Source organism: Pseudomonas putida S13.1.2 (genome assembly GCF_000498395.2).
Lineage (GTDB): Bacteria > Pseudomonadota > Gammaproteobacteria > Pseudomonadales > Pseudomonadaceae > Aquipseudomonas > Aquipseudomonas putida_Q.
Genome location: NZ_CP010979.1, coordinates 4,791,261 through 4,811,308, shown reverse-complemented (window position 1 = coordinate 4,811,308; position 20,048 = coordinate 4,791,261). Strand labels below are relative to the sequence as shown.

Genomic DNA, 20,048 nt, shown 5'->3' with positions numbered 1-20,048 from the left:
AAATGCTCGCCAGGGCCCACGCCTCAAGGAGCATTTGCATGTCCGGACTTTCCCGTTGGCCTGCGCGCGCGTCGCGTTTCACCTTGCAACCCTTGGCCGCCGGAGTGTTGCTGGCGGCGTCCTCTGGCAGCTTCGCCGAAGAGCCGGCCAGCGCCACCCCGGCGGTAGAGCAGGAAGCCAAGCTCGGCACCGTCACGGTCAATGCCCGCCGCCGTGAAGAAACCGCGCAAAGCGTGCCCACGCCCATCAGCGTGCTGGACAGCGAAACCCTGGAAACCCAGCGCATCTACCGCGTGCAGGATTTGCAACAGCTGGTGCCCAGCACCAACGTCGCCTACGTGCATGCACGCCAGTCGAGCATCTCGATCCGTGGCCTGGGCAACAACCCGGCCAGCGATGGCCTGGAAGGCAGCGTCGGCATCTACCTGGACAACGTCTACCTCGGCCGCCCGGGCATGGCGGTATTCGACCTTCTGGATGTGGAGCAGCTGGAAGTGCTGCGCGGCCCGCAGGGCACGCTGTTCGGCAAGAACACCACGGCCGGCGTGCTCAACATCACCACGCGCAAGCCCACCTTCCACCGCGAAGGCAGCATCCAGCAGTCGATTGGCGAAGACGGCTATCTGCAAACCCAGGGCAGCTTCTCGGGGCCGATCAGCGAAACCCTCGCCGGGCGAATCAGTGCCTACCGCACCGAAGACGACGGCTATGTGAAGAACATCCACAACGGTGACGACCTCAACGGCGGCAAGCGCCAGGGCTTTCGCACCCAGCTGCTTTTCAAGCCCAGCGAAACGTTCAACCTGCGCTGGATTGGCGAATACAACGAAGAAGACTCCAACAACGGCATCCTCAGCCTGTACAGCACCGGCCCCACCATCAATGGCGTCAACCGCTACGAAAGCCTGGCTGCCCAGGCGGGTGCGACGCTGGTGTCGGGCAAGGACCGCAAGGTCAATTTCGACGCCGACCAGCAGGTGACGGTGTTCCAGGGCGGCACTTCGGTGGAGGCCAACTGGACACTGCCCAATGATTTCACCCTGACTTCGATCACTGCCTACCGCTGGTGGGACTTCACCCCGCGCAACGACGATGGCCTGGACGTGCCGGTGTTCTACAGCGCCGGGGTATCGGTACGCGACAAGCAGTACTCGCAAGAAATCCGCCTGGCTTCACCTACGGGTGGCGCCTTCGACTACGTGCTGGGTGCCTACTACTTCAAGCAGGACCTGGACAACAAATCCTTCACTTACTACGGGCCGCAGGCGGATGTCTGGAACCTCACCCCGGCCGGTGCGCTGAACAACGTCAACACCATTGGTGACGGGCACATCGATACTGACAGCTATGCGCTGTTCGCCCAGGGCACCTGGCATGTTACCGACCGCCTGGATTTCACCGCCGGCGTGCGCGGTACCTATGAAGAAAAGAGCGCCTGGGTAACCCGCGATGCACCTGACGGTGGTGCGGCTGTAACCGGGGCTGCTGCCACCGCGCGCCAGGCGCGGATAGGGGCCTACGATTCGGGTGACCTCAACCAGTACAGCTTCAGCCCTTCCGGCTTGCTGGGCCTGAGCTACCGCTTCAACGAACAACTGCTGGGCTACGCCACCCTGACCCACGGCGAGAAGTCGGGTGGCGTCAACCTTACCGTCGGCGCCGCACCACGGCTGGGTACCGATTCGCTGCTGGTGGGTACCGAGCGGGTCAACAACGCCGAACTGGGCCTGAAAAGCACCCTGTTCGACGGTCGCCTGCAACTCAACAGCAACCTGTTCTGGGCCGAGGTGCATGGCTACCAGGCCAACGTCTACGACCAGATCAACCGCGTGCAGTACCTGGCCAACGCCGGCAGCGTGCGCTCGCGCGGCCTGGAGTTCGAAGCCACGGCGCTGCCGATCCGTGGCCTCACGGTCAACTTCAACGGCTCGTGGAACGACGTGCGCTACACCGAGTACAAGGATGCTCCATGCCCGCCTGAGGTGAGCCTGGCCAATGCCACCGCCACCTGCGACCTGTCCGGCCACCAGGTGGTCGGCGCCTCCAAGTACATCGCCAACCTCAACACCCAGTACAAGTGGCAGGCCACCCAGCACGTCGAGCCCTACGTCACTGCCAGCTACGCCTTCCGCTCGAAGGCCGTGGGCACCATCGACGATTCCGATTTCGGCCAGATCCCCAGCTATGCGCTGGTCAACCTTTCCGCCGGTGTGCGCCTGGACCAAGGCGATGGCGTGGTCGACCTGTCGCTGTGGGTGAAAAACGCCGGCGACAAAACCTACTTCACCAGTCTGTGGAACTCCGCCAACGGTGGCTATGCCGGCGTGCTCGGCACCCCGCGCACCTTCGGCGCCACCGCCCGTTACGACTTCTGAGCACAAGGAGCTTTGCCATGAATGCCAAGACCGAAACCCCTGCACTGCCTGAAGGCGCCTGCCTTACTGCGAAAGTCCCGGAGCGCGACCAAGCGCTGCTCGGCGACGTGGTGGTCAACCCGTACCGCCTGGCGCCGCTGACCGCGATCATCCGCGACGGTGGGCGCAGCCTGAGTGATGCGCATGTGCGTGTGCTGGGGCGTGGCGAGCGCGGTGTGGACATTGTCTATGACGTGTCTGACCGTTCGTTGTGGACCTACGGCGGCATCCCGGTATTCGGGCTGTATCCGGACTACGTCAACCAGGTCGAGGTGACCTACAAGCTCGACGGCGAGCGCATTCGCGAGCAGTACCAGATCTACGCCCCTGCCGTGCGCCTGCCGGTGGTGGCCAGGCAGACCGCCGCGCTGCCGGAGGTGCAGCCGGTCAAGGTGGCGCCCGGCTTTGAAAAGCGGCTGTACCTGTTCAACCACCTGCAGGGTGACATCCCGGGCGGCCGCGCCTTCAAGTGGAATGCCCTGGGTGGCGCAGCGGAATGGGACCAGGTGGGCAACAACTGGATTGCCGACAGCAATGGCGATGTGCGCTGGTACCTGGATATCGAGCAGATCCACGACTCCAACCGCCGCGACGGCCTGGGCGGCACCATGGGCTTCCAACAGACCCGCGACGGCAAGCTGATCTGGGGCCAGGGCCAGACCTACTCCAAGTACGACCTGCTGGGGCGGCGCATCTGGCAGCGGAGCCTGCCCGACAAGTTCGCCGACTTTTCCCACGAAATCCGCGAAACCGCCAACGGCACCTACCTGCTGCGGGTGGGCACCAGCGACTACCGCCGCCCCGACGGCAAGCGTGTGCGTTCGATTCGTGACCACATCATCGAGGTCAGCGAAGCCGGGGACGTACTGGACTTCTGGGACCTCAACCAGATTCTCGACCCGTACCGTGGCGACTTGCTGGAAACCCTCGGCAAGGCAGCGATCCAGTTGCCCGAAGGGGTGCAGAGGCAGGACGACCGCCTGGCCAACGAACTGGCCGAGGGTAACCTGCCCTTTGGCGACACCCCGGGTGTGGGCACCGGGCGCAACTGGGCACACGTCAATGCCATCGATTACGACGCCGATGACGACAGCATCATCGTTTCAGCACGGCATCAGGGCGTGGTGAAGATTGGTCGCGACAAGCAGGTGAAGTGGATTCTTGCCTCGCCCCAAGGCTGGCCTGAGCGCCTGCGCGACAAAGTGCTGACACCGGTTGCGAGCGAAAACTTCGACTGGTCGTGGACCCAGCACACCGCCTGGCTGACTGGCAAAGGCACGCTGACCGTGTTCGACAACGGCTGGGGGCGCGACTTTGCGCCGACCAAGCTTGCCGGCAACTACAGCCGGGCGGTGGAGTACCGCATCGACGAAGCCAAGGGCACCGTCGAGCAGGTGTGGGAGTACGGCAAGGAGCGCGGCGACGAGTGGTACAGCCCGGTGACCTCGGTGGTGGCCTACCGGCCAGAGACCGACACCCAGTTCATCTACTCGGCTTCGGTGAACTTCCTGACCCCCGAGAAACTGACCACCACCGTGCTCAACGAGGTGCGCCGCGGGACCCAGGAGGTGCTGGTGGAGCTGAAGGTGCACAGCCGGCAGCCGGGCAGTGTCGGCTACCGGGCACTGGTGATCGACCTGGCCAAGGCATTCTGATCCATCCCCTTCGGGAGGGCCGTCGGTCCTCCCTTCACATTTCCTTCAGCTCATTCGTCTAACCTGTACCGGCCTCTTCGCGGGTAAACCCGCTCCCACAGGGACCCCACAGATTTCAGAGGCTGTGAGGTCCCTGTGGGAGCGGGTTTACCCGCGAAGAGGCCAGTTGCCATCACGCAGAATGATGAATTTTCCGCCCGGCTGTTCAACCATTCGTTCTTTTTTTCGAACAGCCTATTGTCCAACACCCCAGCAGCCGCTTAGCATTCGTTTGAGATTTCAAACGCTCGATGCCCTGCCTTGGGCGCTTTTCAACAATCAACAATTCGGGAAGCCGACATGCAGCTCAAAGACGCTCAGTTGTTCCGCCAGCAAGCCTATATCAATGGTGAGTGGCTGGATGCGGACAATGGCCAGACCATCAAGGTGACCAACCCGGCCACCGGTGAAGTCATCGGTACCGTGCCGAAGATGGGCACCGCGGAAACTCGCCGCGCCATCGAAGCCGCCGACAAGGCCCTGCCGGCCTGGCGTGCACTGACCGCCAAAGAGCGTTCGGCCAAGCTGCGTCGCTGGTTCGAACTGATGATCGAGAACCAGGACGACCTGGCTCGCCTGATGACCACCGAGCAGGGCAAGCCACTGGCTGAAGCCAAGGGCGAAATCGCCTACGCCGCCTCGTTCATCGAGTGGTTCGCCGAAGAAGCCAAGCGCGTCTACGGTGACACCATCCCGGGCCACCAGCCAGACAAGCGCCTGATCGTCATCAAGCAGCCAATCGGCGTTACCGCGGCCATTACCCCGTGGAACTTCCCGGCTGCCATGATCACCCGTAAAGCCGGCCCGGCCCTGGCCGCTGGCTGCACCATGGTGCTCAAGCCTGCATCGCAAACCCCTTACTCCGCCCTGGCCCTGGTCGAGCTGGCACACCGTGCCGGTATCCCGGCTGGCGTGCTGAGCGTCGTTACCGGCAGCGCTGGCGAAGTTGGCGGCGAACTGACCGGCAACTCCCTGGTACGCAAGCTGTCCTTCACCGGCTCGACCGAAATCGGTCGCCAGCTGATGCAAGAATGCGCCAAGGACATCAAGAAGGTTTCCCTGGAGCTGGGTGGCAACGCCCCGTTCATCGTGTTCGACGACGCCGACCTGGACAAGGCGGTCGAGGGCGCGATCATCTCCAAGTACCGCAACAACGGCCAGACCTGCGTCTGCGCCAACCGTATCTACGTGCAGGACGGTGTCTACGACGCGTTCGCCCAGAAGCTGGCCGCTGCAGTTGCCAAGCTGAAGATCGGTAACGGCCTGGAAGACGGCACCACCACTGGCCCGCTGATCGACGGTAAAGCTGTCGCCAAGGTTCAGGAACACATCGAAGACGCCGTCTCCAAAGGCGCCAAGGTGCTGTCCGGTGGCAAGCTGATCGAAGGCAACTTCTTCGAGCCGACCATCCTGGTCGACGTGCCGAAGACCGCAGCTGTCGCCAAGGAAGAAACCTTCGGCCCACTGGCGCCGCTGTTCCGCTTCAAAGACGAAGCCGAAGTCATCGCCATGTCCAACGACACCGAGTTCGGCCTGGCTTCGTACTTCTACGCCCGCGACATGAGCCGTGTGTTCCGTGTTGCCGAAGCCCTGGAATACGGCATGGTGGGTATCAACACCGGCCTGATTTCCAACGAAGTAGCACCGTTCGGTGGCATCAAGGCTTCGGGCCTGGGCCGCGAAGGTTCCAAATACGGTATCGAGGACTACCTCGAAATCAAATACCTGTGCATCAGCGTCTGATAGCACGGTAAAGGCTTTACCTCTGCCAGCGGGGCGCGAGAGCGACGTCTCGCTGGCCTTTTTTACATCGCAGTACCTGGTGGCCAGGGCGTTTACGGCAGTCGATCAACGAATACTGTGCGCGAGCACTCCCAGCCACCCCCGAATAAAAGCGCCATTCCTGTCGGCGCAATGAGGGCATTATGAGCAAGACCAACGAATCCTTGATGCAACGTCGTGTAGCCGCCGTCCCACGTGGCGTTGGCCAGATCCACCCGATCTTCGTCGACACCGCGAAGAACTCGACCGTGATCGACGTTGAAGGCCGCGAACTGATCGACTTCGCCGGCGGCATCGCAGTACTGAACACCGGCCACCTGCACCCGAAAGTGGTTGCAGCCGTGCAAGAGCAGCTGACCAAAGTCAGCCACACCTGCTTCCAGGTGCTGGCCTACGAACCCTACGTAGAGCTGTGCGAAAAGATCAACAAGCTGGTACCAGGCGACTTCGACAAGAAGACCCTGCTGGTTACCACCGGCTCCGAAGCCGTTGAAAACGCCGTCAAGATCGCCCGTGCCGCCACCGGCCGTGCTGGCGTCATCGCCTTCACCGGCGCTTACCACGGCCGTACCATGATGACCCTGGGCCTGACCGGTAAGGTCGTGCCGTACTCCGCTGGCATGGGCCTGATGCCAGGCGGCGTGTTCCGCGCGCTGTTCCCGAACGAGCTGCACGGTGTGAGCGTTGACGAAGCCATCGCTTCGGTCGAGCGTATCTTCAAGAACGACGCCGAGCCTAAAGACATCGCTGCGATCATCCTCGAGCCAGTACAAGGCGAAGGCGGCTTCCTGCCAGCGCCGAAAGAGCTGATGAAGCGCCTGCGCGCCCTGTGCGACCAGCACGGCATCCTGCTGATCGCCGACGAAGTACAGACTGGCGCTGGCCGTACCGGTACCTTCTTCGCCATGGAACAGATGGGCGTTGCGCCTGACCTGACCACCTTCGCCAAATCCATCGCTGGCGGCTTCCCGCTGGCCGGTGTGTGCGGCAAGGCCGAATACATGGACGCCATCGCCCCAGGCGGCCTGGGCGGCACCTACGCCGGTTCGCCGATCGCTTGCGCCGCGGCCCTGGCCGTGATCGAAGTGTTCGAAGAAGAGAAACTGCTGGACCGCAGCAAGGCTGTGGGTGAGCGTCTGACCACCGGCCTGCGCGAAATCCAGAAGAAGCACCCGATCATCGGCGACGTCCGTGGTCTGGGCTCGATGATTGCTGTTGAAGTCTTCGAGAAAGGCACTCACACCCCGAACGCTGCTGCTGTTGGCCAGGTTGTTGCCAAGGCACGTGACAAGGGTCTGATCCTGTTGTCCTGCGGCACCTACGGCAACGTTCTGCGTATCCTGGTACCGCTGACTGCCGAAGATGCACTGCTGGACAAAGGCCTGGCCATCATCGAAGAGTGCTTCGCTGAACTCGCTTGATGTGACGTGCTTCTGAAAAAACCCGCTTCGGCGGGTTTTTTTTGTGCCCTGAAAAGCCATGTGGCGCTATGGTTGTCGGAGGACAGGCTTTGGAAGCTGCGACGGACTGTGTGTCAGGCTATTCAGGAGTAGTTGGCGATGAGCGCTGTAGACCCCACCCCCCCCAGCGTACTGATTGTCGAGGGCGACCCTTGGGTGCGTGACATGCTCAGCGAGATGCTGCTCAGCGTGCGCTGCGATGCCCGCCTGCAGGTATGCGCCGATGGGTCGCAGGCACTCAGCGCACTGTCCAGCAAGCCAGACCTGATTATCGCCGCCCGCGAGCTGGCCGGTGTCGATGGCCTGGACCTGTTGCGCAAGGTGCGCGCCAAAGGGCCGGGGTTGCCGTTCATCCTCATGAGCAACCGCAGCGACAGCGCCAGTGTGCACGAGGTGTTGCCCCTGCACCCTACCGCCTACCTGAGCAAACCACTGAACCTGGACAACCTGCGCAAGCGCCTGGAAGAGCTGCTGCTGGCCGTTGGCGAAGAAATCGCCTGCCCCGTGCCGGCCTTGCAGCCAGGTGCCAGCTTGCCCGCCTACCTTGAGCAGCGCCGCGCCACCGCCGATGGCGGGCCGCTGTTGGCCGATGTGCAGGTGGCGATCAAGCGGGCGCTCAACCCTCAGGGCCTGAACCTGAAGGTGCTCGAAGAGGAGGTGCGTAACGATCCGCAGGTTACCGCCGTGTTGATCGCGGCCGCCAACAGCGCCGCGCTGCACCGTGAAGCGCCGGTGCAAACGTTGCTGCAGGCCCTGAACAAGCTTGGCAGCACCCAGAGCATGAACCTGATTCTGGGCATGACCCTCAAGCGCAGCGCGCGGCTCAGCGACCCGTTGCTGGCGCAGCACGCAGCCGGGTACTGGGACCTTTCACTGCATACGGCCGAATATGGCCGTACCTTGGCGCGCATGCTCGAGCTGGACGAAGGGCGCTGCTATTGCGCGGGGTTGCTGCATTGCCTGGGCGATCTGGCGGTGTTGCGCTGCCTGCAAGAGTGGCGGTTGGCCGGGGGCGAGCTGGACGAACGCGACGTGCAGCAATCGCTGGAAGCGTTTGGTGCGGCATTCGGCTCGGCGCTGCGTACCCGCTGGCGTTTGCCGCTGGCCTTGCGCGAATTGATCGCGGCGATCTACCAGTTGGGCGGTGGCGTGTATTCGCGGGAGATCCTGGCCATGAACCTGGCGGGGCAGTTGTCGCGGCTGCCGGCCGAGCAGGGGCTGGAGAAAGTGGCCAGTGGCAAGACCGCGCGCTTGCTCAAGCTTGGCCTGCCGGAGCTGAACCGGCTGCGCAAGGTGGATAACCCGGAGGTGAAGCCCCAGGAAGAGCCTCCTGTGGCGGAGGCTGAAGCGCCCAGCTGAGTTTTTGGGGCCGCTCTGCAGCCCTTCGCGGGCTTGCCCGCTCCCACAGGGGCAGGGTGTTCCTGCCGAACCTGTGGGAGCGGGCAAGCCCGCGAAGGGCTGCAAAGCAGCCCCAGTTATACCTTTCCAGCGGGGGATGGGTCAGCCGAGGACGATCTGGTTCTTGCCCTGCCGCTTGGCCTGATACATCGCCGCATCGGCCCGGGCATACAGGCTGTCCAGGGCCACATCTTCTTCGGTCAGCCCGGTCAGCCCCTGGCTCACGGTCACCCCGTACGTCTGCTCGCCATGGTTGAAGCTCAAACGCTGAATCTGCCGCTGCAAGCGTTCGGCAATCTGCTCGGCCACTTGCGTGTTGCAACCGGGGAACACCGCCGCAAACTCCTCGCCGCCAATGCGCCCGAACAGGTCGCCACGGCGGAGCACGGCCTTGCCGCTGTCGGCGATGTGTTGCAGCACCTGGTCGCCTTCCTGGTGCCCGTAGCTGTCATTGATGCGTTTGAAGTCGTCGATGTCCAGCAGCAGAAAGGCCAGCGGCGTACCGTCTTCCCGGGCGCTGTCAAAGGCCTGCTGGGCGCATTCGAAGAAGTGCCTGCGGTTGCTGCTCTGGGTCAGCACATCAGTGGTGGCCAGGCGCTGCAGTTCGCCTTCAAGCTGTTTCTTCTCGGTGATGTCTTCGGCGATACCGACAATGATTACCCGGTCGCCCTCGTGTTGCTGGTTGATGTAGCACTTGTCGCTCAGCCAGCGCAGTTGCCCGTCGGCATTCAGGATGCGGTACTCGCGGTCTTCCACCGAGCCCTTGAGCAGCACCTGGGCCAGGCTGCGTTCGGCAAACTCGAGGTCGTCAGGGTAGATGCTGTCGCGCCATTCGTTGTAGTCGGCCAGCACCAGGCTGGCCGGGCGGCCAAAGATGCGCTCGTAGGCGGGGCTTACGTACAGCACCTGACGGGTTTCCCAGTCGAAGGCCCACAGCACCGCGTTAACGCTGTCCAGCAACGAGCTGAACAACTGGTCGCGCTCGCTCAGGCGGGCTACCTCGCCTTGGGCGTGGAGTAGCGCCAGTAAAGTCTGGGCGGCTTCGGGAGGTGAGGTGCCGGGCAATGTCGTTGGAATGTTCTTGGCCATGTGCACGAAGCGGGTCTCGACGTAAAAGCGTGCGGCCAGCATCTGGCCCGCCACGCGGGCGATGTGCCAAATTTGAGTGGCGTCGAGGTGGCTAAGTTCCGAACGGCACGCACCGCAATGGGGCGTGCCGATCAACGGCGGTCAGGCGCCAGTCGGGCGCAGGGAGTAGGTTTTCAGTTGTGCTGCGAAGTCGCGCAGGGCGTGGATGCCGCTGGTTTCGGCCTCGTGTATCCAGTCCTTCATGGCAGCCAGCATGTCGTGGCCGTTGGCGCTGGTGCGCGCCCAGATCTGCTGCAGGGCCAGGCGTTTTTCGTAAATGGTCTTCAGCGCCTGGCTATGGGCAAGCATGGACTCGATACGCACATGGTGGCGGTCTTCCAGCAGGCTGGTTTCGCGCGACAGCAGGCGCTTGGCGCGGCGGAAATGGTGGCGCACCGAGGCGTCCACCCGGGCCAGTTCCTGCTTGACCAGCGGGCCGATCACCAGCTTGCGGTACTGGGCCATGATCTGGAAGCGGTTGTTGAGGATGGCCATGGCAGTGTCCATGTCCAGGCTGGCCTTGCCCGCCACGCGGTGGGCGATGGGTGCCACGCGCTGCACCTTGGCCAGGCGCAACAGGCAGAACAGGCGGATCCACGCCCAGCCCATGTCGAACTCCCAGCGCTTGACCGACAGCTTGGCCGAATTGGGGTAGGTGTGGTGGTTGTTGTGCAGCTCTTCGCCACCGATGACGATGCCCCATGGCACCAGGTTGGTGGCAGCGTCGCGGCATTCGAAGTTGCGATAGCCGAGCGCGTGGCCCAGGCCGTTGACCACGCCGGCGGCCCAGAACGGAATCCACATCATCTGTACTGCCCAGATGGTGATGCCGGCGGTGCCGAACAGCAGCAGGTCGATCACTGCCATCAGCACGATGCCACCCAGCTTATAGCGCGAGTAGAGGTTACGCTCGATCCAGTCATCCGGGCAGTTCTTGCCGTAGATGCGCAGGGTTTCGGGGTTGCGCGCCTCTTCACGGTACAGCTCGGCGCCCTTGCGCAGCACCGTGCCCAGGCCCTTGTACACCGGGCTGTGCGGGTCGTCGGGGGTTTCGCACTTGGCGTGGTGCTTGCGGTGGACGGCGGTCCATTCGCGGGTGTTCTGCGCTGTGGTCAGCCACAGCCAGAAGCGGAAGAAATGCTTGAGCGCGCCATTGAGCTCCAGGGCCCGGTGCGCGGAGTAGCGATGCAGGTAGACCGTGACGCTGACAATGGTCACGTGGGTCATCAGCAGAGTGATGCCGACCAGTTGCCAGGCCGACAAGTCGAGCAGGCCGTTGTACCACATAGGTGTAAATACCCTCGAAATGCGGGGGGGAAGGGCTGATTATCCCTTGGCGGGGAAATAAAACCAGTCAAAGCTGACCACGCGATGTTTCACGCGGTCGAGGTGGGAGCGGGCGCGCCCGCCCCCATAGAGCACCAGAACCTTTATAATCGCCCTTCCTTTCTGATGGCCAATCCCACCCGACATGTCTGTTTCCGTTCGCGACGCCTTGCGCATGGCTGCGCTGTATGTGGTGCTCTCGATCCTCTGGCTGGCGCTGGCCGAGGTGATGCTGCACGGCATGACTGACGACCCCCTGGCGCTGACTGTGGGGCGGCAGATCAATGTGGTGTTGTGGGTGCTGTTCAGCGCCGTGCTCATTTATGTTTCGCGCGTGAGGCTGTTGAACTTCATCGGCATTGGAGCACGCTTGCGTGGGGAGGACCGGGAGCGGCTGCGTATGGCTGCTGCAGTGTTCGACAGCACCCTCGAAGGTGTGCTGGTCACCGACCGCCAGGGCCTGATCGTGCACGTCAACCGCGCCTTCATGCGCATCACCGGCTACCAGCAGGACGAGGTGATCGGCCAGCGCCCGAGCAAGTTCAAATCGGGCCGCCATGGCCAGGCGTTCTACCAGCAGATCTTTGCCACCCTGGCCGCGCGGGGCGAGTGGAGCGGCGAAATCTGGAACAGGCGCAAAAGCGGTGAGATCTACCCGCAATGGCAGACCATTTGCGCCATCCGCGATGACGACGGTGAGCTGAGCCATTACGTGGCGGTGTTCAGTGATATCAGTGCGATCAAGCATTCGGAGCAGGAGCTGGCCTACCTGGCCCACCACGATCCGCTGACCGGCCTGCCCAACCGCCTGCTGTTCAGCGACCGGGTCGAGCAAGCCCTGGCGGCCGCCCAGGCCAACAAGCGCGGCTGTGCCCTGTTGTTGCTGGACCTGGACCATTTCCAGAGTATCAATGACGGCCTGGGCCACACCATCGGTGACCAGTTGCTGAAGCTGGTGGGCGAGCGCCTGGGCGAGGTGCTGGGCAACGGCGTGACCCTGGCGCGCCTGGGCGGCGACGAGTTTGGCGTGCTGGCCGAAAACTGCCAGCAGGTCGGCCAGGCGGGCAAGCTGGCGCAGTGCATCATCGAGCGTATGCGCGAGCCATTCCTGCTCGAGGAAAATCGCCTGTTCATCAGTGCCAGCGTCGGTATCAGCCTGTTCCCCAGCGACGCCTTGAGCGCCGAGCAGTTGCTGCGTAATGCTGACGCAGCGTTGTACAAGGCCAAAAGCAATGGTCGGGCCTGCTATGCGCTGTACACCGAAGAGCTGACCGCTCACGCCCAGCACCGGGTCGAGACCGCCGGTGAGCTACGTCGGGCCCTGGAGCAGGACGAGCTGCGGGTGTACTTCCAGCCGGTACATGACCTGGCGACAGGCCGGCAGGTCGGGGTCGAGACGCTGGTGCGCTGGCAGCACCCGCAGCGCGGCCTGGTGCCGCCGGGCGAGTTCATCCCGATTGCCGAGCGCACCGGGCTGATCGCCGAAATCGACACCTGGGTGCTGCGCCAGGCCTGTCGGCAAATGGTGCAGTGGCAGGCCGAAGGCCGGCAGTTGGCGTTTGTGGCGGTGAACATCTCCAGCCGGCTGTTTGGCCAGCACGAGCTGTACCGGCAGATTGCCCAAGTGCTGCACGACACCGGCCTGGCCCCGGCCCTGTTGGAGCTGGAAGTCACCGAGAGCGCCGTGATGGAAGACCCGGAAGTGGCGCTGGAGCAGTTGCACCGATTGCGAGAGCTGGGCGTGACCCTGGCCATCGACGACTTTGGCACCGGGTATTCGTCGTTGCTGCGGCTCAAGCGTTTGCCGGTGCAGAAGCTGAAGATCGACCAGGGTTTCGTTGCCGGGTTGCCCCTGGATGAAGATGACATCGCGATCGTGCGGGTAATCATTGCCCTGGCACGCAGCATGGGCATGCAGGTGCATGCCGAGGGCATCGAACAGGCGGAGCAGGCCAGCTTCCTGCTGCAGGAGCAGTGCCAGCTGGGGCAGGGGTACTGGTTCGGGCGGCCGGTGCCGGCTGCGGATCTGCGCTGGGATTGAGGGTATGTCCGGCGCAGGTCGTGCAGCGCCTGTGGGATCGAGCGCCGCCCGCGCGGCGCATCGCGAGCGAAGCTCGCTCCTACGTTTGTTTCGGACCAGTTACGCCAGTGCCATTGCTCGCGACCGCCTTGTTTGCCCGACGCGAGACAGAAGTGGACGGCAAAACGGCCTCGCGCAAAATCCCCCAGTAATAATTGGCCCGAAACAGATGTAGGAGCGAGCTTCGCTCGCGATGCGCCGCGCGGGCGGCGCTCGATCTCACAGGCGCTAAATCTCTCAAGCCTAATATCTCAGCGCTTGTTCAGGCCCTTCGCCAGGCGGTCCCCGCCCAGCTGGATCAACGCCACCAATGCCACCAGCATGGCAATCACGGTCAGCATGATCTGGCTGTCAAAGCGCTGGTAGCCATACCGATAAGCAATGTCGCCCAAGCCTCCGGCACCGATTGCCCCGGCCATGGCCGAGGAGTTGATCAGGGTCACCAGGGTAATGGTGAAACCCCCGACGATGCCCGGCAGCGCCTCGGGCAACAGCACGTGCCAGACGATGTGCCAGCGCCGGCAGCCCATGGCCTGTGCAGCTTCCACCAAACCATGGTCGACTTCGCGCAGGCTGACCTCGGCAATGCGCGCAAAAAACGGCGTGGCGGCAATGGTCAGCGGCACCACCGCCGCCCACACCCCGTAGGTGGTGCCTACCACCAGGCGGGTGAAGGGTATCAGCGCGACCATCAGGATCAGGAACGGGATCGAGCGGAACAGGTTGACGAAGGCGCCCAGCACCCGGTTCAGCAGCGGTGCTTCGAATATTCCGCCCTTGTCGCTGGTGACCAGCAGCACCGCCATAGGCACCCCTACCACCAGGGCAACCAGTGACGACACGCCGACCATCAGCAAGGTATCGAGCAAGCCTTCCAGCAGGCGATCAAACCACATGGCCCAGTACCTCCACGTCCTCGGCCCAGCGGCGGGCACGTTCCAGCAATTGATGGGTGTCGTGCGGCGAGTGTTGCACCGACAGGATCAGTTGCCCCAAGGCATGCTCGCCGATGGTTTCCACGCCGCCCTGCAGCAGGCGCACGCTGCCGCCCAGGTCGTTGAACAAAGCAGACAGCTCGGGTTCGCCGAGCAGGGTCAGTTTCAGCACCACAGCGCTGTCGCGGCTTGTCGGGCTGGCCCGCAAGCTGGCTTGCAGCGCGGCAGGCAACCTGGCCTGCAACGGCGCAAGCAGGGTGCGGGTGACCTCGTGGCGTGGAGCACCAAACACCCGCCAGACTTCGCCCTGCTCGACAACCTCGCCGCGCTCCAGCACGACCACCCGGTGGCAGATATCGCGGATTACCGCCATTTCGTGGGTGATCAGCACGATGGTGAGGCCCAGGCGCTGGTTGATGTCGCGCAGCAACTCAAGGATCGAAGCGGTGGTTTCCGGGTCCAGCGCCGAGGTAGCCTCGTCGCACAGCAGAATCTCGGGGTCGTGCACCAGCGCCCGGGCAATGCCGACGCGCTGTTTCTGCCCGCCGGAAAGCTGCGCCGGGTACACGTGGTGCTTTTCCTCCAAGCCGACCAGCTCCAGCAGCTCGCGCACCTTGCGTTGGCGCTCGGCCTTGGCCACGCCGGCCACTTTCAACGGCAGCTCGACGTTCTGCCACACGGTCTTGGCCGACATCAGGTTGAAGTGCTGGAAGATCATGCCGATGCGCCGGCGCAGGGCCACCAGGTGGTCCTCGTCGAAAGGTGCGATGTCCACCTGGTCGATCAGTACCCGGCCCTGGCTGGGTTGCTCCAGGCGGTTGATGGTACGCAGCAGTGAAGACTTGCCGGCACCGCTGCGGCCGATGATGCCGAAGATCTCGCCATGGCGGATGTTCAGGTCGATGCCTTGCAAGGCCGGTTGTGCCTGGCCAGGGTAGGTCTTGCCCAGGCCGATGAAGCGCACATGGGCGTCGTTGACCTCCGGGCGCAGGGCCTGTTCCTTGACCGTTGGCGGCAATGGTTGTGGTGTAGGCGCCCTGAGCGCGCTGGCCTGGCTCATGTCAGCCTTCCCAGCCGGCTTGGTAGAGCTTGCCGTGGGCTTTGTCCAACGCTGCGCGCACCTCGGGCGAGTGCTGGTAGATGTCGACGAACCTGGCCAGGCGCGGGTCGTCCTTGCTTTGCGGGCGGATGACGAACTGGATCACGTACTCCTTGTTTTCCAGGCCGTCGAACAGCAATGCCGAGGTGGCATCGAAGGTGTTGGCCAGGCGGATGTAGGCCGGGTAGCCCTGCACCAGGTCGGCATCGTCGTAGGCGCGGACCAGCTGAACCGCTTCGACCTGAAGGATTTTCAGCTTTTTCGGGTTGGCGACGATGTCGTCTTCGGTGGCCTTGTAGCCAACACCTGGCTTCAGGGTGATCAGCCCGGCCTTGGCCAGCAGTAGCAGGCCACGGCCGCTGTTGATCGGGTCGTTGGCGATGGCCACGCTGGCGCCTTCAGGCAGCTCGGCGAAGCTCTTGTACTTTTTCGAGTACAGGCCAACGTTGTTGATGATGCCCGGCGCGTAAGGCACCAGGTTGAAGCCTGCCGCAGCCTTGGCGTTTTCAAGGAACGGGATGTGCTGGAAGTAGTTAACGTCGATGTCGCCGCTGTTGAGGCTGACGTTGGGCGCGATCCAGTCGCTGAACTCGATCAGCTTCACTTCCAGGCCCTGCTTGTGCGCTTCTTCCACGGCAGCTTCCAGCGGAATGGCGAAGGCAGAAGTGGTACCGATCTTCAGCGGTTCGGCAGCCAGGGCACTGGCGGACAGGCCCAGGGTGAGGGCAAAGGCCGCGACGGGCCGGAACAGTTTCTCAAGCATGGTGCAGGGCTCCAGTCGGGGCAGGGGTCGGGGTAAAGCGATAGGTCGAGCCCGGGTGATCGGCGGGCAGGTGCGGGTGGTCAGCCTGGAACAGCTTTTCGCGCAGGGTGCCTTCGGCGTAGGCGGTCTTGTAGCGGCCACGCTGTTGCAGCTGCGGGATGACCAGGTCGATGAAGTCCTCGAAGCTTTCCGGGGTGACGGTGCGGGTCAGGTTGAAGCCGTCCAGCCCGGTTTCGTCGACCCAGGCGATCAACTGTTCGGCCACCTGTTCCGGTGAGCCGACCAGGGTTACGTAGCGGCCACCCAGGGCGTGCTGTTCAAGAAGGCGACGGCGGGTCCAGGCGTTGTCCTGCAACTGGCGCGTGGCGGACTGGATGGCATTGCCCTGGCTGAAGCCAATCGGTTCGTCCAGCCCATAGGCCGCAAAGTCGATGCCGGTGGATGCGGCGAAGTGCGCGACGCCGGCCTCGGGGCTTGCATGGCGCAGGTATTCGGCATGCTTGGCCTGGGCCGCTTGCTCGGTGGCGGCGACGATCACCGTGATGCCCATGAACACTTTGACCGCTTGCGGGTCGCGCCCGGCGGCCTGGGCGGCCGCGCGTACCTTGTCGACCTGGGCGCGGGTGGCGGCCTTGTCCTGGCCGCTGATGAACACGCATTCGGCATGGTTGCCGGCGAACGCCAGGCCACGCTGCGAGCTGCCGGCCTGGAACAATACCGGGGTGCGTTGCGGTGAGGGTTCACTCAGGTGATAGCCCTCGACGTTGTAGAACTCGCCGTGGTGGCTGACCTTGCGCACCTTTTCGGGCTGGGCATACACACGCTGCTCGCGGTCTGCGACCACGGCGTCGTCGGCCCAGCTGCCTTCCAGCAGCTTGTACAGCACCTGCAGGTATTCGTCGGCCTGGTCATAGCGGCGGTCGTGCTCGGGCTGCTGCTCAAGGCCCATGGCGCGGGCGGCGCTGTCGAGGTAGCCGGTGACGATGTTCCAGCCCACCCGGCCATTGCTCAGGTGGTCGAGGGTGGAAAGGCGCCGGGCGAACAGGTACGGCGCCTCGTAGGTGAGGTTGGCGGTAAGGCCGAAACCCAGGTGGCGGGTGACCGCAGCCATGGCCGAAACCAGCAGCAGCGGGTCGTTGACCGGCAGCTGGATCGACTCCTTGAGGGTGACGTCCAGCGACTGGCCGTAGATGTCGTAGGTGCCGACGATGTCGGCAATGAACAGCCCGTCGAACAGGCCGCGCTCCAGCAGGCGCGCCAGGTTGGTCCAGTACTCCAGGGACTTGTACTGGGTCGAGGTGTCCCGTGGGTGGGTCCACAGGCCGTGGTTGATGTGCCCGATGCAGTTCATGTTGAAGGCATTGAGCAGAATCTGCTTGGCCATCAGATGGTCCCCCGGCGTGGCGGGTTGGCATCGTTGAGGTAGTAGTTGCCGATGGCGTGATACTTCCAGCGCACCGGGTCGTGCAGGGTGTGCACGCGGGCGTTGCGCCAGTGGCGGTCGAGGTTGTGCTCGGCCAGGGTGGCCTGGCTGCCGCCCAGTTCGAACAGGGCGGTGCCGGCGGCGAGGGAAGTCTCGGTGCTGATGGCACGTGCTTCGGCCACGGCAATGGAGGCGGCGGCAACGTTGTCGGCAGTGCTGTCGTCGCGGGCGCGGTCGAGGTATTCGCCGGCACGCTCCAGCAGGGCCTCGGCGGCATGCAGGCGGATCGCCAGGTGACCAAAACTCTTCAGCGTCAGCGGGTCATCCGTGGCCTTGTCCAGGCCCGAGTCGACCCATGGGCGGCTGCGGGTGCGCACGAAGTGCAGGGCATCTTCATAAGCGGCGCGGGCGATGCCAGTGTCGATGGCGGCATGGAGGATTTGCGCCAGCGGCCCGACTGGGGTGGGGCGCTCGAACGCGCTCTGGAACGGCACCACATCGGCGGCCCTGACATACACGTTGTCGAACACCACCGAACCGCTGCCGGTGGTGCGCTGGCCGAAGCCGCTCCAGTCGTCGATCACCTGCAAGCCCTGGCTGTCGGCCGGGACGAAGGCCAGTTGCTGCACGCCTTGGTCATCAACGACCGAGGTGGGAATGCGCTGGGCGTAGATGGCGCCGGTTGAATAGAACTTGCGGCCGTTGATGCGAAAGCCCTCGCCGTCTCGGCTCAGGCGGGTGGTGCGTTCGTTGGCGGTCTTGGTGCCTAGCTCGGCCAGGGCATTGCCGAAGCGGCGGCCGGCGAGTACTTCGGCGTACAGGCGCTGTTGCTGCTCGGGGCTGCCGTTTACCCGCAGCACTTCCAGGCCGTAGAAATGGTTTTGCGGGATTTGCCCGAGCGAGCCGTCGGCCTGGGCGATACGGGCGATGACCTTGGCCAGGGTGACGTTGGACACGCCGGCGCCGCCAAAGGCCTTGGGCACGCTGATGGCCCACAGGCCGGAGCGGGTGAACAGCTCCAGTTCAGCATGCGGCAGGCGGCGCTCGCGGTCGCGCAGGGCGCTGTCGCGGCGCAGTTGCTGGGCGATGTCTTCGGCGACGGCCAGGGCCTGGGCGTCGCTGGTGATGATAGCGATTGTCATAGAGTTCTCCGGGGGCCGCTTCGCGGCCCTTCGCGGGCTTGCCCGCTCCCACAGGTAAAGTGATGCCCGTTCAGGCGGCGGTAATCCTGTGGGAGCGGGCGTGCCCGCGAAGGGCTGCGCAGCAGCCCCAAAGGCAGCAAATCAGATCCAGGAATGCCGCGCAGGCAGGGTGCCGTTGAGGTGGTATGCGCCCACCGCGTGGTACTTCCAGCGCACCGGGTCGTGCAGGGTGTGCACCCGGGCATTGCGCCAGTGGCGGTCGAGGTTGAACTCGGCAAGGGTGGCGCGGCTGCCGGCCAGTTCGAACAGCTTCTCGCTGGCCTGCAGGGCAATTTCGGTGGTCAGCACCTTGGCCTCGGCCACCGCAATCGAGGCGCGGGCCGCGCTGGCTGCATCGATGGGCGCAGCATTGACCTCGTCGAGTACCCGCGCGGCCCTGCGCAGCAGCGCTTCGGCGGCGTGCAGCTCAAGCTTCAGCCTGCCGATGTCGGCGATCACATAAGGGTCGTCGCTGGCGCGGTCCACGTTGGCTTCAATCCACGGGCGGGACTTTTCACGCACGAAGGTGATCGCATCATCGATTGCCGCTTCGGCAATGCCGGCGTCGATCGCCGCCTGAATCAGCTGCGAGGCTGCGCCCTGGATGTTGGGGATGTCGCGCTGGCGCCAGTTATCGATCACCAGCTCCGCGTCTACCGGCACCTGGTCCAGCAGCACAGTGCCGCTGGCGGTAGTGCGCTGGCCGAACCCGGACCAGTCATCGACGATGCGCAGCCCCGGGCTGCCACGGCGCACGAACGCCAGGCGCTGACGGCCTTCCTCGTCGAGAGCTTTTACCGCCACCCAGTGGGCGAACAGGGCGCCGGTGGAGTAGAACTTCTCGCCGCTGATGCGATAGCTGTCGCCGGCACGGGTGATCCGGGCCTTGAGGGTGAGCGTGTCCTTGGTGCCGCGCTCGGGGCCGGCATTGCCGATGCGCCAGCCGTCGAGCACGCTGCCGAAGATCAGCGCCTGTTGCGCCTCGGTGGCCGTCAGGCGAATCAGTTGCAGCATGCCGAACTGGTTCTGCGGGATCTGCCCCAGCGCCGGGTCGGCGGCGCTGATCAGGCGGAACACTTCGGCTACGGTTTCGAACGACACGTCGGGGCCGCCGTGGGCCTTGGGTACGCTGATGCTGCCCAGGCCGCTGCGGGTGAACAGCTCGATCTCCGCCCACGGCAGTTTGCGTTGCTGGTCGCGGCGGGCGGCTTGCTCGCGGGCAACCTCGGCCAGTTCGCGGGCCGCTTGCAAGGCTTCGGCGTCGTTGCGCAGTACCTTGGCCGGCAGCAGCAGGGGCGAGCTGTCGAGATCGCTATGGAATTGGGTATTTGGCTGGCTGGACATCAGTACCGCTCCTTGGCTGCA

Annotated in this window: 14 protein-coding genes; 6 read left to right on the top strand and 8 right to left on the bottom strand. The window is 64.1% G+C overall.

Annotation, left to right across the window (positions count from 1 at the left end):
• Positions 1–38: 38 nt before the first annotated feature.
• The 5 genes from N805_RS21290 to N805_RS21270 all read left to right on the top strand — a co-directional run bounded on the left by N805_RS21290 (position 39) and on the right by N805_RS21270 (position 8,709).
• On the top strand, positions 39–2,375 hold the full coding sequence (locus N805_RS21290) for a TonB-dependent receptor (protein ID WP_019471768.1): 2,337 nt from the start codon (positions 39–41) through the stop codon (positions 2,373–2,375).
• 17 nt (positions 2,376–2,392) lie between these two features.
• Positions 2,393–4,069 carry an aryl-sulfate sulfotransferase gene (locus N805_RS21285; RefSeq protein ID WP_019471767.1) on the top strand — a complete coding sequence of 559 codons (1,677 nt, stop codon included), beginning with the start codon at positions 2,393–2,395 and terminating at the stop codon, positions 4,067–4,069.
• Between the two features lie 339 nt (positions 4,070–4,408).
• Positions 4,409–5,851 carry an NADP-dependent succinate-semialdehyde dehydrogenase gene (gene gabD / locus N805_RS21280; protein ID WP_016484375.1) on the top strand — a complete coding sequence of 481 codons (1,443 nt, stop codon included), beginning with the start codon at positions 4,409–4,411 and terminating at the stop codon, positions 5,849–5,851.
• Between the two features lie 182 nt (positions 5,852–6,033).
• Positions 6,034–7,311, top strand: coding sequence for a 4-aminobutyrate--2-oxoglutarate transaminase (gabT, locus tag N805_RS21275; protein ID WP_019473946.1), 1,278 nt, complete (start codon positions 6,034–6,036; stop codon positions 7,309–7,311).
• Positions 7,312–7,449: 138 nt separating this feature from the next.
• Positions 7,450–8,709 carry a response regulator gene (locus N805_RS21270; protein ID WP_019473945.1) on the top strand — a complete coding sequence of 420 codons (1,260 nt, stop codon included), beginning with the start codon at positions 7,450–7,452 and terminating at the stop codon, positions 8,707–8,709.
• Between the two features lie 141 nt (positions 8,710–8,850).
• Here N805_RS21270 and N805_RS21265 read toward each other — a convergent pair whose 3' ends face one another.
• Both N805_RS21265 and desA read right to left on the bottom strand, forming a co-directional pair.
• Positions 8,851–9,879 (bottom strand): GGDEF domain-containing protein, encoded by a 1,029-nt coding sequence (locus tag N805_RS21265; RefSeq protein ID WP_019473676.1) that lies wholly within the window; start codon positions 9,877–9,879, stop codon positions 8,851–8,853.
• Positions 9,880–9,978: 99 nt separating this feature from the next.
• A complete protein-coding gene (gene desA, locus N805_RS21260) occupies positions 9,979–11,163 on the bottom strand; it encodes a delta-9 fatty acid desaturase DesA (protein ID WP_019473677.1) in 1,185 nt (394 codons plus the stop codon).
• A 184-nt stretch (positions 11,164–11,347) separates the two neighbouring features.
• Here desA and dibA point away from each other — a divergent pair, with 184 nt between their 5' ends.
• Positions 11,348–13,243, top strand: coding sequence for a phosphodiesterase DibA (gene dibA, locus N805_RS21255; RefSeq protein WP_019473679.1), 1,896 nt, complete (start codon positions 11,348–11,350; stop codon positions 13,241–13,243).
• A 290-nt stretch (positions 13,244–13,533) separates the two neighbouring features.
• On the opposite strand, the gene N805_RS21250 is transcribed toward dibA, so the two are convergent.
• The 6 genes from N805_RS21250 to N805_RS21225 all read right to left on the bottom strand — a co-directional run bounded on the left by N805_RS21250 (position 13,534) and on the right by N805_RS21225 (position 20,027).
• Positions 13,534–14,178: a methionine ABC transporter permease gene (locus N805_RS21250; protein WP_019473680.1), complete on the bottom strand. Its 645-nt coding sequence runs from the start codon at positions 14,176–14,178 to the stop codon at positions 13,534–13,536.
• Positions 14,168–15,277 (bottom strand): methionine ABC transporter ATP-binding protein, encoded by a 1,110-nt coding sequence (locus tag N805_RS21245; RefSeq protein ID WP_019473681.1) that lies wholly within the window; start codon positions 15,275–15,277, stop codon positions 14,168–14,170. Before N805_RS21245 ends, N805_RS21250 begins: the two co-directional genes overlap by 11 nt.
• A 1-nt stretch (position 15,278) precedes the next feature.
• Positions 15,279–16,079 (bottom strand): MetQ/NlpA family ABC transporter substrate-binding protein, encoded by an 801-nt coding sequence (locus tag N805_RS21240; protein ID WP_019473682.1) that lies wholly within the window; start codon positions 16,077–16,079, stop codon positions 15,279–15,281.
• Positions 16,072–17,463 carry an LLM class flavin-dependent oxidoreductase gene (locus tag N805_RS21235; protein WP_019473683.1) on the bottom strand — a complete coding sequence of 464 codons (1,392 nt, stop codon included), beginning with the start codon at positions 17,461–17,463 and terminating at the stop codon, positions 16,072–16,074. The genes N805_RS21240 and N805_RS21235 overlap by 8 nt, the downstream gene beginning before the upstream one ends.
• On the bottom strand, positions 17,463–18,644 hold the full coding sequence (locus tag N805_RS21230) for an SfnB family sulfur acquisition oxidoreductase (protein ID WP_019473684.1): 1,182 nt from the start codon (positions 18,642–18,644) through the stop codon (positions 17,463–17,465). The genes N805_RS21235 and N805_RS21230 overlap by 1 nt, the downstream gene beginning before the upstream one ends.
• A gap of 141 nt (positions 18,645–18,785) precedes the next feature.
• The gene (locus N805_RS21225) at positions 18,786–20,027 is read right to left on the bottom strand and encodes an SfnB family sulfur acquisition oxidoreductase (RefSeq protein WP_019473725.1); all 1,242 of its coding nucleotides are present in this window, start codon (positions 20,025–20,027) and stop codon (positions 18,786–18,788) included.
• Positions 20,028–20,048 lie beyond the last annotated feature (21 nt).

What these genes read in the sequence shown, in the direction of transcription:
- N805_RS21290 (WP_019471768.1), top strand. Translation starts at nt 39, where the DNA reads ATGTCCGGACTTTCCCGTTGGCCTGCGCGCGCGTCGCGTTTCACCTTG.
- N805_RS21285 (WP_019471767.1), top strand. Translation starts at nt 2,393, where the DNA reads ATGAATGCCAAGACCGAAACCCCTGCACTGCCTGAAGGCGCCTGCCTT.
- gabD (WP_016484375.1), top strand. Translation starts at nt 4,409, where the DNA reads ATGCAGCTCAAAGACGCTCAGTTGTTCCGCCAGCAAGCCTATATCAAT.
- gabT (WP_019473946.1), top strand. Translation starts at nt 6,034, where the DNA reads ATGAGCAAGACCAACGAATCCTTGATGCAACGTCGTGTAGCCGCCGTC.
- N805_RS21270 (WP_019473945.1), top strand. Translation starts at nt 7,450, where the DNA reads ATGAGCGCTGTAGACCCCACCCCCCCCAGCGTACTGATTGTCGAGGGC.
- N805_RS21265 (WP_019473676.1), bottom strand. Translation starts at nt 9,879, where the DNA reads ATGCTGGCCGCACGCTTTTACGTCGAGACCCGCTTCGTGCACATGGCC.
- desA (WP_019473677.1), bottom strand. Translation starts at nt 11,163, where the DNA reads ATGTGGTACAACGGCCTGCTCGACTTGTCGGCCTGGCAACTGGTCGGC.
- dibA (WP_019473679.1), top strand. Translation starts at nt 11,348, where the DNA reads ATGTCTGTTTCCGTTCGCGACGCCTTGCGCATGGCTGCGCTGTATGTG.
- N805_RS21250 (WP_019473680.1), bottom strand. Translation starts at nt 14,178, where the DNA reads ATGTGGTTTGATCGCCTGCTGGAAGGCTTGCTCGATACCTTGCTGATG.
- N805_RS21245 (WP_019473681.1), bottom strand. Translation starts at nt 15,277, where the DNA reads ATGAGCCAGGCCAGCGCGCTCAGGGCGCCTACACCACAACCATTGCCG.
- N805_RS21240 (WP_019473682.1), bottom strand. Translation starts at nt 16,079, where the DNA reads ATGCTTGAGAAACTGTTCCGGCCCGTCGCGGCCTTTGCCCTCACCCTG.
- N805_RS21235 (WP_019473683.1), bottom strand. Translation starts at nt 17,463, where the DNA reads ATGGCCAAGCAGATTCTGCTCAATGCCTTCAACATGAACTGCATCGGG.
- N805_RS21230 (WP_019473684.1), bottom strand. Translation starts at nt 18,644, where the DNA reads ATGACAATCGCTATCATCACCAGCGACGCCCAGGCCCTGGCCGTCGCC.
- N805_RS21225 (WP_019473725.1), bottom strand. Translation starts at nt 20,027, where the DNA reads ATGTCCAGCCAGCCAAATACCCAATTCCATAGCGATCTCGACAGCTCG.